Genomic DNA, 14708 nt, shown 5'->3' with positions numbered 1-14708 from the left:
ATACTCTTCGAAAATCTCTTCAAACCACGTCAGCTTTATCTGCAACCTCAAAGCAGTGCTTTGAACAACCTGCGGCTAGCTTCCTAGTTTGCTCTTTGATTTTCATTGAGTTTTAAATCTTTTTTACTCTCTAAATTCTGAAAAAAATCCGAAAAAGAATGTGTAAGATATAGTTACTTTTAGAAATATTAAATAGAATAGGAGAACATCTATGGAACAAAGTATTGCCATTAAAAATTTATGTAAGTCATATGGGCAAACTCAAATTTTAAAAGATATTTCTTTTGAAGCAAAAGCAGGTAGAGTGACTGCTTTCCTAGGTCCAAATGGAGCTGGAAAAAGTTCAACCTTACGTATTTTATTAGGATTAGACAAAGCAACATCTGGTCTTACCAAAATTGGAGATCAAACTTATAAGGAATTAAAATTTCCTCTAAAGACTGTAGGAGCATCATTTGACAGTGTAGGTGCTCCTGATGATCAGACTGTTTATCAACATTTGAAAATTGTTGCTGCTAGTAATGGGATATCCAGTCAGCGAATTGAACAAGTCTTGGATATGGTGGATATTAGCCATAAGAAAAAATCTAAAATTGGGAAATTATCATTAGGAGAAGGACAACGCTTGGGAATTGCAACAGCTCTATTAGGAAATCCTCAATATCTGATATTGGATGAACCGACTAATGGGTTGGATCCAAGAGGAATTCGGTGGTTTAGAGAGTTTATAAAAAAACAAGCTCAAGAAGGGAAGACAGTCTTGCTATCATCTCATATATTATCGGAAGTGGAAGCAGTAACAGATGATGTAGTTATCATAAATAAAGGAAAAGTTCTTATAAAAGGGACTTTACAAGAAGTGATGAAAAATCTTTCTTCACTAGAAGAAGTCTTCTTTAATTTAACAGAGGGAGGAAAGTGACATGGCACTTATTTACTCTCTTCATTCTGAAATATTGAAATTGCTTTATAGGAGAGCTACTCATGTTGTATTATTCTTGATACTGGTATTTCAAACATTCTTAGCAAATATTGGTGCTTCTCAAATTGTTTCAGTTGGTATTCATGCTACACCAGAGACAAATCCAGAATTAGCAGAAGCTATACCTCCTATTGAATTTTTAGGTTTTGATGTCACTTTATTTGGTGTTTTTATTATGATTATCCTAGGCTCAATTTACGGAGCCGAGGAGTATAAATGCTCTGCTATTCGTACAAGCCTCCTCTCTATTACAAATCGAAGTACTTTCCTAGTTTCAAAAACATTAGTTTGGCTTGTATTTTCTTTTTTTATTTCCTTTCTATCAATATTCTTGACGATTAACATGACACATTATGTTTTAGGACAAGATGGCTTATTGCTTTTTTTACTAAATGGAACAGTTTGGTTCTATATATTTTTAGCCAGTATAGCGTGGACTTTGTTGGGACTGCTGGCCTATATTATGGCTTTGACATTTAAAACAGCCATTGTTCCTCTATTATTTTTGCTTCCTCAAGTCTACAATTTAGGAACATTCTTAGCAAACTATATATCGGTTGCAAAATTTCTTCCAGTTGCATTGGGGCAAGGATTGATTGCTACATCTCCTCAAATTTTAGAACATAATAGTTTACAAAATATTTTATTTTTACTTTGTTGGAACTTCTCATTCTTGGCTTTAGCAATTTACCGCTTACTTAAGTTAGATATTGGAGGAGGTGAATAAGTTGAAAGAGCAACTTAAAAGTGAGTATCTCAAGTTTATTATGAATCCTTGGCACTGGTTGATTATAGGTGCTCTATTACTGTTTGTTCCAGCGTTAGTTATTTTTTTAAATAATAAGCCAGACCAGTTGACCTTACAGTTTGTTTTGGAACAGCTACTGCAAAGTCTCTATTTAGGACAGGCAGGTTTCGTTAGTCTAGCGGTTCTATTTATAGGTCAAGAATTTACAGGTTCTAGCCTTCGTACCAGTTTTCTTACATGTCCAAATCGTTTGAAATTTATAATCTGTAAACTAGCTATTCTATTATGTATTGAAATTATCCTATTGGTCGCTGTAATATCATTATGCATACTAATCGCGCAAGGATACTACAATATCAATCTTTTGAGTAATATTAAACATGTTCTAACAATTCTATTTCCAGCTTGTATTTCTATTCTAATCTTCTCTCTTTTAAGTGGTATTTTTGTATTTATTTCCCAGTCTTTTATCTTAATTTTGGGAATCAGTTTATCCCTTTTATTGGGCTTGGGGCAAATGTTACTACAATTCAGTTCTTTTTTTAGAAATTTACCATTACTGGCTAGTATGAATTGTTTTTATACCTATCCATTGTCTCTTTATTATCCAGTGTGGCAAGGCTTAGAGATACAAATAGTTTGGTTATTAATTGTTTTTCTATTTGCTACACTGATACTAATAGGAAAAAATGTAGGCTAAAGACAGGGGATGTCCTGTCTTTTTCTCGGTTAGTGCTATAATATAGTTAGGAGGGTGAGTTATGGCTTATAAAATTTTGGTGGTAGATGATGATCTTGCTATTCTTCGCCTAATAAAAAAAGTACTAGAATATGAAAAATATGAAGTAGTCATACGAAATAAGATAGAAGAGATTGATCTTTGTGATTTTACAGGATTTGACTTGATTTTATTAGATATTATGATGCCTGTTAGTGGTTTAGAAATCTGTCAGATGATTCGCGAGCAGATAACTGTTCCTATCTGTTTTATAACTGCTAAGGATATGGATGAAGATTTAGTAGCTGGAATCAATGCAGGTGCTGATGATTATATTATGAAGCCCTTTAGTATGCAAGAATTGTTAGCACGTGTTAAAATGCACTTGCGTCGTGAAGAACGGACTAAAGGAAATGTTCATCAAATAAAGATTGGGAGGCTTATACTATATACGGATAGTAAGGAACTATTTGTGAACGATGATAAGATTGCCTTGACAAGGAGGGAATTCGACATAGTGAATCTTTTGGCAAGCAACCCAAGTAAAATATATTCTATTGAGGAAATTTATAATTATCTATATCCACAAAGTTCAGAAGCTCTTTTACGTTCGGTTTCAGAGTACATTTATCAAATTCGTCAAAAGCTGAAACCTTATCAATTAAATCCAATTAAAACCTTGTACGGTGGAGGATATCAATGGGTAGAATCAAAAGTTTTAGACAATTAATTCGAGAAACCTGTTGGAGAATTATTTGGCAGTTTAGTCTTGGCTTACTAATGGCCTATATTATTCCCTTAGCTTCAGTATCTATACAAATAAATGAAGACGGGAAACCTCTAAAAAATAGTGGTGTTCTATCAATTTTTTTCAATGTGTCATCATGGATATATATTTGTGTTTTATTGATTGTTCTAATAAGTTATCACATTGGAAAATTGTTGAAAAAACTGAGTTATGAAATGACTTTGATTTATGAAAATAGTATGTGGTTGGAGAGGGAATGTACAGAAAGTTTAACGGTTAAAGAATTTCGTGAGACAGGAAATCGGATTATTGTGATGCAAGATAGAATTCGACAATTAATAGTTGATGAGAAACAGCAGAAAGAAGATTTGATGTTTCAGGTTTCAGCAGCTTCTCATGATTTAAAAACTCCCTTAACCATTATTAGGGGAAATGTGGAATTTTTGCAGGCGATAACTGAAAACGACCAATCTCAAGAATGCTTAGCAGATATAGGAAGAGCTAGTCAACAGTTACTAGATTATTTCAATCAATTGATTCACTATTCTAAAACCTATTATGATGATGAGACAGGTTGGACGGAGTATTCCTCTTCAGATTTTATCAATGAATTAGAGAAAGAAGTCTCTTTTTTGATAAAAAATCAGATGAAGTTCTCTTTTGAACAGAATGTGAAAGGAACTGAAAACTATTATATAAATCCATCTCTTCTGATTCGTGCCATACAAAATATTTTAACAAATGCTTTGGAGTATGCAGATAAACAGAATCCTAAAATTAAAATTAGGGTAGAGCAAGAGGCGAAAGAATTGAAAATAGGTATATGGAATAATGGCTCTGAATTTCCAGAGGAAGTTTTAACTAATTTTGGAAAGCTCTTTTATCGTATGGATAAAGCTAGATCGTATAAAGAGCAACATTATGGTATTGGACTTAGTTTTGTATGTAGAGTTGCAAAACTACACAAAGGCCGAGTTGAGCTTAGAAATAGAGACGCGGGAGCAGAAGTTTTAATAACTGTGAATTGTATTAAATCATAGTGATTTACTTGTTAATTTATGATTGAATCGTTTTTATATGTGAGCTTTTAAACTATTTAACTTTTTTGACTAGTATAAGATGTAACGGTAGATAATAAAAACGAATGATGATATCTAGTTGATGAAAACTATTTATCATTCATTCGTTTTTTAATTATTGGATAATTTACGTAGCTTTATCTCGAACGTTGTTTTCCAGCGTTGCGATTTTTGTGTTTTTTCTTACTAGTGATAGCAGTTGGTTGTTCAGGGGTAACGTCTTTTCGTCCATTTGGTGTTGAGAAAGCACGTGCTTTTGGTGGATTCTTAGCCAATTCTTCACGGACCTTTTTGCGAAGTTTTGGACGAACGATATAGTTGACGATAAACTGTTGGAGAATCATCATGAAACCACCGACAACCCAGTAAAGTGTGACACTGGCTGGTGAAATGAGGGAGAAGACAACAATCGTGATTGGGCTCACGTAAGCCATTTTCTTGATTTGTTCTCTTTGCGTTTCATCTTCTACTCCGTGAAGTGAAAGGAGCGATTGAAGATAGTAAAGGACACCTGCGCAGGCAACCAAAATCATACTTGGAGAACCTAGAGGAATTCCTAGGTAGCTTGCTTGTGCAACACCTTCAGTATGTTGGGCAGCAAAGTAAATTGCAGAGAAGAAAGGCATTTGAAGGAGGATAGGGAAACATCCTACACCACCAAACATGCTGATGCCGTGCTCTTTTTGAGCAGCAAAGAGAGCTTGTTGGGCTTCGAGTTTTTCTTCTTGAGTAGTCGCTTCCTTGAGACGTGTTTGGTGTGGCTCAAGGACGTGCTTGAGGGCGTTCATCTTTTCAGAGTGAAGCGTTGCCTTCCATGATTGGTAGATACCAAGTGGCAAGATAATCAAGCGCACGATAATGGTTACGATGATGATAGCGACACCAAAGCCTAGACCTTGATCAGTAGCGAAGTACTTGATAGCTTCAGCCATAGGCGCTCCGATAGTATTCCAAATAAATCCTATTGGCTTTCCTGTGGCTTTATCGACGCTAACACAGCCAGTCAAGACTAGCAACATAGCCACTCCCATAGCCGAGAGTGCAAAACGTTTAATAGATTTCACTGTTTTTATTCCTTCTTTAAAAATTATACCTTTCTATTCTACTGTTTTTTTACAAAATATACAATAGTTCTAGAGACCTAATTTGCGATTTTAAAGTCAGGGTAGGGAGGAAAGTTGCTCAGTTGGACATCTAAGTAGCTGACTTTTGAAAAAGGTGTGGGTCCTTTGCGGATTTCTTGGATAAATTTTGCCATGATAGCAGATGAGTCTGCTTGGGCTAAGATTTCCACTGTGCCATCGTCGTTATTCCATACCCGACCTGTGATGCCACCGATTTCAAGAGCCAGGCTGTAAACACCCCAACGAAAGCCGACTCCCTGTACCCTACCTTGGGCAATCATTCTAACCTTTTGCATACCAAACCCCTTTGATTGTGTTATAATATTTCTATGACTATTATAACCTCAAAAGCCAATTCTGTGGTAAAAAATGCCAAGAAATTACACCAAAAAAAATACCGGAAGTCTTCCTATTTGATTGAAGGCTGGCACTTGTTTGAAGAAGCTGTCCAAGCTGGAGTGACGATTGAGAAAATCTTTGCGCTAGAAAGTTACCGAGATAAGTTAGCTGCCTTTCCGCAAACTGTCTGGGTGTCAGAGGATATTTTGCTAGATTTGGCGGATTCTCAGACTCCACAGGGCATTGTTGCGGTGGTTCAAAAAGAAGAAGTAGGGCAAGCTGACTTTAGTCAGGGCAAGTTCTTGTTTTTGGAAGATGTGCAAGATCCTGGTAATGTGGGAACTATCATTCGGACTGCGGATGCAGCAGGCTATACAGGAGTGATTGTTTCTGATAAGTCGGCAGATATCTACAGTCTCAAGACCTTACGTTCGATGCAAGGCAGTCACTTCCACCTGCCTATTTACCGAATGTCTAGTCAAGCGCTTCTTGAGGAAGCTAAAAAGGCTGCTATCCCAGTGCTAGCAACAACTCTATCTAAAGATTCTGTTGATTACAGAGAACTGCTTCCTATAGAAAATTTTGTACTAGTTATGGGGAATGAGGGTCAAGGAATTAGTCCCCTCATGGCTGAAAGTGCAGACCAGTTGGTCCACATTAGTATGAAGGGGCAGGCCGAGAGTCTCAATGTTGCCGTTGCAGCAGGTATTTTAATTTTCCATTTAAGCTAATTTTAACTTTCTTTGTTATAATCAAGGAAAGATGTTCATAGAAAAGGAGAAAAGATGAATCACACTATTATTCATGACCGCGCAGGTCTCAATCAATTTTACGCTAAGGTTTATGCCTTTGTTGGTCTGGGAATTGGGCTATCAGCCTTGGTATCAGGTCTTATGTTGACGGTCTTTCAGTCTCAGCTAGTTTACTTTTTGATGCAGGGGCGTCTCTGGTTGACCATTGCTACTTTTGCGGAGTTAGCCCTAGTCTTTGTTGCCAGTAGTATGGCTTCAAAGAATAGCCCAGCGGCTCTTCCAGTATTTTTACTTTACTCAGTATTAAACGGCTTTACCCTCAGTTTTGTGGTGGCCTTCTATACTCCAGGGACAGTTTTATCTGCCTTTGTATCGAGCGCCCTTCTCTTCTTTGTCATGGCGGCAGTTGGTATCTTCACCAAGAAAGATTTGAGTGGTCTTGGTCGGGCTATGATGGCGGCTCTTATCGGTTTGCTGATTGCCATGGTAGTCAATATTTTCTTGGCTAGTGGTTTCTTTGATTATATGATTAGCGTAGCTATGGTTTTGGTCTTCTCAGGGTTGATTGCTTGGGATAACCAAAGAATTCGCCTTGCTTATGAGCAATCACAAGGTCGTGTAGCGACAGGCTGGGTTGTGTCAATGGCTCTTAGTATCTATCTTGATTTTATCAATCTCTTCCTAAGTATTTTACGTATCTTTGGTCGTAATGACTAGAAGGTACCTAACATCAGTGTTCGAAGGAGCACTGATTTTTTTAAATTTGCTCTTTCCTTTTCTTGGAAATAGGTGTATAATGCTTTTAATTAATTTTTTGAGGAGTAGTTTATGAAGAAAAGTTTTATCCATCAACAAGAAGAGATTTCCTTTGTCAAAAACACTTTTACCCAGTATTTGAAAGATAAGTTAGAAGTTGTCGAAGTTCAAGGTCCTATCTTGAGCAGGGTCGGCGACGGGATGCAGGACAACTTATCAGGTGTGGAGAACGCCGTATCAGTCAAGGTTCTCCAAATTCCTGATGCTACTTATGAAGTTGTGCACTCACTTGCTAAATGGAAACGCCATACCTTGGCCCGTTTTGGTTTCGGTGAGGGAGAAGGTCTTTTTGTCCACATGAAGGCTCTTCGTCCAGACGAAGATTCGCTGGATGCGACCCACTCTGTTTATGTTGACCAGTGGGACTGGGAGAAGGTTATCCCAAATGGTAAGCGTAACATCGCTTATCTAAAAGAAACAGTTGAGAAGATTTACAAGGCTATTCGTTTGACAGAGCTAGCTGTTGAAGCCCGCTATGACATCGAATCAATCTTGCCAAAACAAATCACCTTTATCCATACAGAAGAGTTGGTAGAACGCTACCCAGACTTGACACCGAAAGAACGTGAAAATGCTATTTGTAAAGAATTTGGAGCAGTCTTCTTGATCGGTATCGGTGGTGAATTACCAGACGGTAAACCGCACGATGGGCGTGCACCAGACTACGATGACTGGACAAGCGAGTCTGAAAATGGCTACAAGGGTCTAAATGGCGATATTCTTGTTTGGAATGAATCTCTAGGTGGAGCCTTTGAGTTGTCTTCTATGGGGATTCGTGTAGATGAAGAAACCCTTCGCCGTCAGGTAGAAATCACCGGTGATGAGGACCGCTTGGAATTGGAATGGCACAAGGCTTTGTTGAATGGCCTATTCCCATTGACAATCGGTGGAGGAATTGGACAATCTCGAATGGCTATGTTCCTACTTCGCAAGAAACACATCGGAGAAGTGCAAACAAGTGTTTGGCCTCAAGAAGTTCGCGATACTTACGAAAATATTTTATAGAGAATCGAACCGCAAGGTTCGGTTTTCTTTCTCTTTTCGTCCATAATTTGGTATAATAAACGGTATGAAAATCGTATCAGGAATCTATGGGGGACGCCCACTCAAGACACTAGAAGGCAAGACGACAAGGCCCACTTCGGATAAGGTTAGGGGAGCTATTTTTAATATGATTGGTCCCTACTTTGAGGGGGGACGAGTCTTGGACCTGTATGCAGGTAGTGGTGGTTTATCTATCGAGGCAGTATCGCGTGGCATGGCCAGTGCTGTTTTGGTAGAGCGAGACCGTAAGGCTCAGGCTATCGTGGCTGAAAATATTCAGATGACCAAGGAAGTTGGAAAATTTCAACTCCTCAAGATGGATGCAGAAAGGGCATTGGAACAGGTATCTGGGGAATTCAATCTCATCTTCTTAGACCCTCCTTATGCCAAGGAACAAATCGTAGCAGATATTGAAAAAATGGCTGAGAGGGAGCTTTTTTCTGAAGATGTCATGGTCGTGTGTGAGACGGATAAGGCCGTTGAACTTCCAGAAGAAATTGCCTGTCTGGGCATCTGGAAGGAAAAAATTTATGGAATTAGTAAGGTGACAGTCTATGTCAGATAAGATTGGCTTATTCACAGGCTCATTTGATCCGATGACAAATGGGCATCTGGAGATCATTGAACGGGCGAGCAGACTTTTTGATAAGCTCTATGTGGGTATTTTTTTTAATCCCCACAAACAAGGATTTCTCCCTATCGAAAATCGTAAACGAGGGCTAGAAACGGCTTTGAAACATTTGGAAAATGTTGAAGTTGTGTCTTCTCATGATGAATTGGTAGTTGATGTTGCAAAAAGACTGGGTGCTACTTGTCTAGTGCGGGGTTTGAGGAATGCGTCGGATTTGCAATATGAAGCCAGTTTTGATTACTACAACCATCAGCTGTCTCCTGATATAGAGACCATTTATTTACATAGCCGATCTGAACATCTCTATATTAGTTCATCAGGCGTTAGAGAGCTTTTGAAGTTTGGTCAGGATATTGCCTGCTATGTTCCCGAGAGTATTTTGGAGGAAATAAGAAATGAAAAAAAAGATTAGATGGCCCTTATATGTCATTGCGGCCTTGATTGTGACTTTCTTGGCATTTGTAGTGCCCTTGCCCTATTATATAGAGGTTCCAGGTGGTTCGGAAGATATTCGCCAAGTCCTTAAAGTAAATGACACAGAAGATAAGGAAGCTGGGGCCTATCAATTCGTTACAGTTGGTGTCCAGCACGCTACTTTAGCTCATATGATTTATGCGTGGTTGACGCCTTTTACAGATATTCGTAGTGCCCAAGAGACTACAGGTGGCTCTTCTGATGTTGAATTTATGCGGATCAATCAATTCTACATGCAAACATCACAAAACATGGCCAAGTATCAAGGGCTAAAAACAGCTGGTAAGGATATTGAACTAAAATACCTTGGGGTTTATGTTTTGACTGTGACGGATAATTCGACCTTTAAAGGGATTCTCAACATCTCTGATACGGTCACAGCAGTCAATGATCAGACCTTTGACAGTTCCAAAGATTTGATTGATTATGTCAATTCTCAAAAATTAGGGGACTCAGTTAAAGTGACCTATGAAGAGGATGGACAAACCAAGTCTGCAGAAGGTAAGATTATCACCTTGGAAAATGGCAAAAATGGAATTGGAATCGGTTTGATTGACCGTACGGAAGTGACCAGTGATGTCCCAATTCGCTTTTCAACAGCTGGTATCGGCGGACCAAGTGCTGGTCTCATGTTTAGTCTGGCCATCTATACCCAAATAGCTGACCCAGGCCTTCGTAATGGCCGTATCGTTGCCGGTACCGGAACTATTGACCGCGATGGGAATGTGGGGGATATTGGAGGTATTGATAAGAAAGTTGTAGCTTCGGCTAGAGAAGGTGCCGCGATTTTCTTTGCCCCTGATAACCCTGTTAGCGAAGAAGAACAAAAAGCGCATCCAGATGCGAAAAACAACTACCAAACAGCCCTAGAAGCAGCTAAAACAATCAAGACAGATATGAAAATCGTGCCTGTTAAAACCCTACAAGATGCAATTGATTACTTGAAAAACAATCCCTAGTTTTAAGTGAAGTTTCCAAACTAGCGCACAAACAGAGAAGATGGTATAATAGTCAAATGGTTCAATTATTATTCACTCTAAGCAGTCACATGCTCTTTATTTATGTGAGTTTTTACCTTTTAAAGAATCTTGTTAGATGGGAAAAGGTTTTAAAAGTGACAGCTGAGAATACAGGAAAAGTCCGTTTATTGATAGCTCTTTTCAGTATTGTCATGGGCTACATCATGAGTTCTTTCTTTATCAGCCTATATCAGTTGTGGCAAGAAGCGCTTAGAGGATTATTATAAAATCAAGAGTAAAGGAAATAAGTATGGAAAAAATTGTGGTTCAAGGTGGCGATAATCGTCTGGTAGGAAGTGTTACGATCGAAGGAGCAAAGAATGCAGTCTTGCCCTTGTTGGCAGCGACTATTCTAGCAAGTGAAGGAAAGACCGTCTTGCAGAATGTTCCTATCTTGTCAGATGTTTTCACTATGAATCAGGTGGTTCGTGGTTTGAATGCCAAGGTTGATTTTGATGAGGAAGCTCATCTTGTCGAGGTGGATGCGACTGGCGATATCACTGAGGAAGCTCCTTACAAGTATGTCAGCAAGATGCGTGCATCTATCGTTGTCTTGGGACCAATTCTTACCCGTGTAGGTCATGCTAAGGTATCCATGCCAGGTGGTTGTACGATTGGTAGCCGTCCTATTGATCTTCATTTGAAAGGTCTAGAAGCTATGGGGGCTAAGATTAGTCAGACAGCTGGTTACATCGAAGCCAAGGCTGATCGCTTACATGGAGCTCATATCTACATGGACTTCCCAAGTGTTGGTGCTACACAGAACTTGATGATGGCAGCGACTTTAGCTGATGGGGTGACAGTGATTGAAAATGCTGCGCGTGAGCCTGAGATTGTTGACCTAGCCATTCTCCTCAATGAAATGGGAGCTAAGGTTAAGGGTGCTGGTACAGAGACCATTACCATTACCGGTGTTGAGAAACTTCATGGTACGATTCACAATGTAGTCCAAGACCGTATCGAAGCAGGAACCTTTATGGTGGCTGCTGCTATGACTGGTGGTGATGTCTTGATTCGAGACGCTGTCTGGGAGCACAATCGTCCCTTGATTGCCAAATTGCTTGAAATGGGAGTGGAAGTGACGGAGGAGACTGAAGGAATTCGAGTTCGCTCTCAACTAGAAAATCTAAAAGCTGTTCATGTGAAAACCTTGCCCCACCCAGGTTTTCCAACGGATATGCAGGCTCAATTTACAGCCTTGATGACTGTCGCAAAAGGCGAATCAACTATGGTGGAGACAGTTTTCGAAAATCGTTTCCAACATCTAGAAGAAATGCGTCGCATGGGCTTGCACTCGGAGATTATCCGTGATACAGCTCGTATTGTTGGTGGACAAGCTTTGCAGGGAGCGGAAGTTCTTTCAACTGACCTTCGTGCCAGCGCAGCCTTGATTTTGACAGGTTTGGTAGCACAAGGAGAAACTGTAGTTGGTAAATTGGTTCACTTGGATAGAGGTTACTACCGTTTCCATGAGAAGTTGGCGCAGCTGGGTGCTAAGATTCAGCGGATTGAGGCAAGTGATGAAGATGAATAAGAAATCAAGCTACGTAATCAAGCGTTTACTTTTAGTCATCCTGGTACTGATTTTAGGCGTTCTAGCCCTAGGAATTGGTTTAATGGTTGGTTATGGAATCTTGGGCAAGGGTCAAGATCCGTGGGCTATCCTGTCTCCAGCAAAATGGCAGGAATTGATTCATAAATTTACAGGAAATTAGGCTGGGAGACCAGCCTTTTTATAAAGAATAAGGAGAAATATGAACAAAAAAACAAGACAGACACTAATCGGATTGCTAGTGTTATTGCTTTTATCTGCAGGGAGCTACTATATCAAGCAGATGCAGTCGACAGCTAATAGTCCCAAAACCAAGCTTAGTCAGAAAAAACAAGCGTCTGAAGCTCCTAGTCAAGAATTGGCAGAGAGTGTCTTAACAGACGCAGTCAAGAGTCAAATAAAAGGGAGTCTGGAGTGGAATGGCTCAGGTGCTTTTATCGTCAATGGTAATAAAACAAATCTAGATGCCAAGGTTTCAAGTAAGCCCTACGCTGACAATAAAACAAAGACAGTGGGCAAGGAAACAGTGCCAACCGTAGCAAATGCCCTCTTGTCTAAGGCTACTCGCCAGTACAAGAATCGTGAAGAAACTGGGAATGGTTCGACTTCATGGACTCCTCCAGGCTGGCACCAGGTTAAGAATCTAAAGGGTACTTATACCCATGCAGTTGATAGAGGGCACTTGTTAGGCTATGCCTTAATCGGTGGTTTGGATGGTTTTGATGCCTCGACAAGCAATCCTAAAAACATTGCTGTTCAAACAGCCTGGGCAAATCAGGCGCAAGCCGAGGATTCGACTGGTCAAAACTACTATGAAAGCATGGTACGTAAGGCCTTGGATAAAAACAAGCGTGTCCGTTACCGTGTAACTCTTTATTATGCTTCAAACGAGGATTTAGTTCCTTCAGCTTCACAGATTGAAGCCAAGTCTTCAGACGGAGAATTGGAATTCAATGTTCTAGTTCCCAATGTTCAAAAGGGACTTCAACTGGATTACCGAACTGGAGAAGTAACTGTAACTCAGTAAAAGATAAGATAAACTCCTATGTCACTTGTGGATATAGGGGTTCTTTTTTGGACAATTTAAGTAGAACTAGAATAAACACGCTAGAATAAACACTGAGAAAAAATAATATGTACTGAGCTATATTTTGTGATATAATAAAGGATAAGATACTATTTTAGGAGAAGAACTATGGAAGACCCAAGTAGTCAGAATTTGTTGCTACAATTAGTTTTATTGTTTATCTTGACGGTGTTAAATGCCTTTTTCTCAGCCACAGAAATGGCCATGGTTTCTCTTAATCGTGCACGGGTTGAACAAAAGGCAGAAGAAGGAGATAGACGCTATATTCGTCTGCTGAAGGTACTAGAAAATCCTAACCACTTTTTATCAACCATTCAAGTAGGGATTACCCTGATTACGATCTTATCTGGGGCGAGTTTGGCAGACACTCTGGGACGAGAAATTGCATCTTGGCTTGGAAATGGCGAAACAGCTTATGCCGTTGCAAGTTTTCTATCTTTAGCATTTTTGACTTATATTTCCATCGTTTTTGGGGAATTGTATCCTAAGAGAATCGCTCTTAATCTAAAGGATGCCTTGGCGATTCGTACAGCGCCAGTTATCATTGGGCTGGGGAAACTAGTTAGTCCCTTTGTTTGGCTCTTATCTGCATCTACCAATCTATTGAGTAACTTGACTCCTATGACCTTTGACGATGCTGACGAAAAAATGACCCGTGATGAAATTGAGTACATGCTGACAAATAGTGAAGAAACACTAGATGCTGACGAAATTGAGATGTTACAGGGGATTTTTTCACTGGACGAATTGATGGCCAGAGAAGTCATGGTTCCTCGAACGGATGCCTTTATGGTGGATATTCAGGATGATAGTCAAACCATTATCCAAAGTATTTTAAAACAAAATTATTCTCGTATCCCTGTCTATGATGGCGACAAGGATAACGTGATTGGGATTATTCACACCAAGAGTCTTCTTAAGGCAGCCTTTGTGGATGGTTTTGACAATATTGTATGGAAGAAAATTTTACAAGATCCACTTTTTGTTCCTGAAACTATTTTTGTGGATGACTTGCTAAAAGAATTGCGCAATACCCAAAGACAAATGGCAATCTTGCTAGATGAATACGGTGGGATGGCTGGTTTGGTGACACTTGAAGACCTCTTAGAGGAAATCGTTGGGGAAATCGATGACGAAACAGATAAGGCAGAAATCGAAGTTCATCAAATCGGAGAAGATACTTATATTGTTCAAGGCACCATGAATCTCAATGATTTTAATGACTACTTTGATGTTGAACTGGAAAGTGATGACGTTGATACTATTGCTGGTTATTATTTGACAGGAGTTGGGACCATTCCAACGACTGAGAAACTCAGCTATGAATTGGTCAGCCAAAACAAACAGCTTATCCTAACCAATGATAAGGTAAAAAATGGACGTGTTACCAAGGTAAAAGTCCAAATTACAGAAGTCGAAATAGAAGAAGAAACAGAGTAAACTAGAGGCTTTTGTCACCAGGCGTGACGAAGCTTTTTTCAGTTGATTTCAAAAGGGAATTGTGTCCTCGAAAAACTCAGCCCCAACCTAGTCCCAAAAGTTTTTTTAAGGTTATACGTATTTATTCGAGGAAAAAAGAAAAAAGCCCTTTAAAT

General features: G+C 39.3%; 18 protein-coding genes. 16 read left to right on the top strand and 2 right to left on the bottom strand.

Annotation, left to right across the window (positions count from 1 at the left end):
- Positions 1–211 precede the first annotated feature (211 nt).
- The 5 genes from ADI58_RS01265 (at position 212) to ADI58_RS01245 (ending at position 4236) form a co-directional block, all read left to right on the top strand.
- Complete coding sequence (locus ADI58_RS01265) at positions 212–922, top strand: ABC transporter ATP-binding protein (protein WP_049521155.1); 711 nt, start codon at positions 212–214, stop codon at positions 920–922.
- Position 923: 1 nt separating this feature from the next.
- Positions 924–1709, top strand: a complete 786-nt coding sequence (locus ADI58_RS01260; RefSeq protein ID WP_049521154.1) for an ABC transporter permease — start codon at positions 924–926, stop codon at positions 1707–1709.
- A gap of 1 nt (position 1710) precedes the next feature.
- On the top strand, positions 1711–2430 hold the full coding sequence (locus ADI58_RS01255; RefSeq protein ID WP_049521153.1) for a hypothetical protein: 720 nt from the start codon (positions 1711–1713) through the stop codon (positions 2428–2430).
- 61 nt (positions 2431–2491) lie between these two features.
- Positions 2492–3178, top strand: coding sequence for a response regulator transcription factor (locus tag ADI58_RS01250; protein ID WP_049521152.1), 687 nt, complete (start codon positions 2492–2494; stop codon positions 3176–3178).
- Entirely contained in the window at positions 3148–4236 is a 1089-nt protein-coding gene (locus ADI58_RS01245; protein ID WP_049521151.1) for a sensor histidine kinase, read from the top strand. Before ADI58_RS01250 ends, ADI58_RS01245 begins: the two co-directional genes overlap by 31 nt.
- A gap of 176 nt (positions 4237–4412) precedes the next feature.
- Here the strand turns inward: ADI58_RS01245 and yidC are convergent, their stop codons facing one another.
- Complete coding sequence (gene yidC / locus ADI58_RS01240; RefSeq protein ID WP_049521150.1) at positions 4413–5339, bottom strand: membrane protein insertase YidC; 927 nt, start codon at positions 5337–5339, stop codon at positions 4413–4415.
- Positions 5340–5416: 77 nt separating this feature from the next.
- Positions 5417–5695: an acylphosphatase gene (locus tag ADI58_RS01235; RefSeq protein ID WP_020903085.1), complete on the bottom strand. Its 279-nt coding sequence runs from the start codon at positions 5693–5695 to the stop codon at positions 5417–5419.
- Between the two features lie 33 nt (positions 5696–5728).
- On the opposite strand from ADI58_RS01235, the gene ADI58_RS01230 reads away from it, so the two are divergent.
- From ADI58_RS01230 to ADI58_RS01175, 11 genes are all read left to right on the top strand, one after another.
- Positions 5729–6469, top strand: coding sequence for a TrmH family RNA methyltransferase (locus ADI58_RS01230; protein WP_049521149.1), 741 nt, complete (start codon positions 5729–5731; stop codon positions 6467–6469).
- Positions 6470–6523: 54 nt separating this feature from the next.
- A complete protein-coding gene (locus ADI58_RS01225) occupies positions 6524–7207 on the top strand; it encodes a Bax inhibitor-1/YccA family protein (protein WP_001016907.1) in 684 nt (227 codons plus the stop codon).
- A 111-nt stretch (positions 7208–7318) separates the two neighbouring features.
- Entirely contained in the window at positions 7319–8311 is a 993-nt protein-coding gene (gene asnA, locus ADI58_RS01215) for an aspartate--ammonia ligase (protein WP_000748005.1), read from the top strand.
- Positions 8312–8375: 64 nt separating this feature from the next.
- The gene (gene rsmD, locus ADI58_RS01210) at positions 8376–8915 is read left to right on the top strand and encodes a 16S rRNA (guanine(966)-N(2))-methyltransferase RsmD (protein ID WP_049521147.1); all 540 of its coding nucleotides are present in this window, start codon (positions 8376–8378) and stop codon (positions 8913–8915) included.
- Entirely contained in the window at positions 8905–9393 is a 489-nt protein-coding gene (gene coaD, locus ADI58_RS01205; protein ID WP_049521146.1) for a pantetheine-phosphate adenylyltransferase, read from the top strand. The genes rsmD and coaD overlap by 11 nt, the downstream gene beginning before the upstream one ends.
- Positions 9377–10414, top strand: coding sequence for a SepM family pheromone-processing serine protease (locus tag ADI58_RS01200; RefSeq protein WP_000727281.1), 1038 nt, complete (start codon positions 9377–9379; stop codon positions 10412–10414). Before coaD ends, ADI58_RS01200 begins: the two co-directional genes overlap by 17 nt.
- A 56-nt stretch (positions 10415–10470) precedes the next feature.
- Complete coding sequence (locus tag ADI58_RS01195; protein ID WP_000250397.1) at positions 10471–10701, top strand: DUF1146 family protein; 231 nt, start codon at positions 10471–10473, stop codon at positions 10699–10701.
- A gap of 23 nt (positions 10702–10724) precedes the next feature.
- Positions 10725–12008 (top strand): UDP-N-acetylglucosamine 1-carboxyvinyltransferase, encoded by a 1284-nt coding sequence (gene murA / locus ADI58_RS01190; protein WP_049521145.1) that lies wholly within the window; start codon positions 10725–10727, stop codon positions 12006–12008.
- Positions 12001–12189 (top strand): DNA-directed RNA polymerase subunit beta, encoded by a 189-nt coding sequence (locus tag ADI58_RS01185; RefSeq protein WP_025170734.1) that lies wholly within the window; start codon positions 12001–12003, stop codon positions 12187–12189. Before murA ends, ADI58_RS01185 begins: the two co-directional genes overlap by 8 nt.
- 39 nt (positions 12190–12228) lie before the next feature.
- Positions 12229–13053, top strand: a complete 825-nt coding sequence (gene endA, locus ADI58_RS01180) for a DNA-entry nuclease EndA (protein WP_049521144.1) — start codon at positions 12229–12231, stop codon at positions 13051–13053.
- A 168-nt stretch (positions 13054–13221) separates the two neighbouring features.
- A complete protein-coding gene (locus ADI58_RS01175; protein WP_049521143.1) occupies positions 13222–14553 on the top strand; it encodes a hemolysin family protein in 1332 nt (443 codons plus the stop codon).
- Positions 14554–14708 lie beyond the last annotated feature (155 nt).

It is taken from the genome of Streptococcus mitis (assembly GCF_001074635.1).
Classification (GTDB): Bacteria; Bacillota; Bacilli; order Lactobacillales; family Streptococcaceae; genus Streptococcus; species Streptococcus mitis_E.
This window is presented reverse-complemented; position numbering and strand designations above follow the sequence as displayed.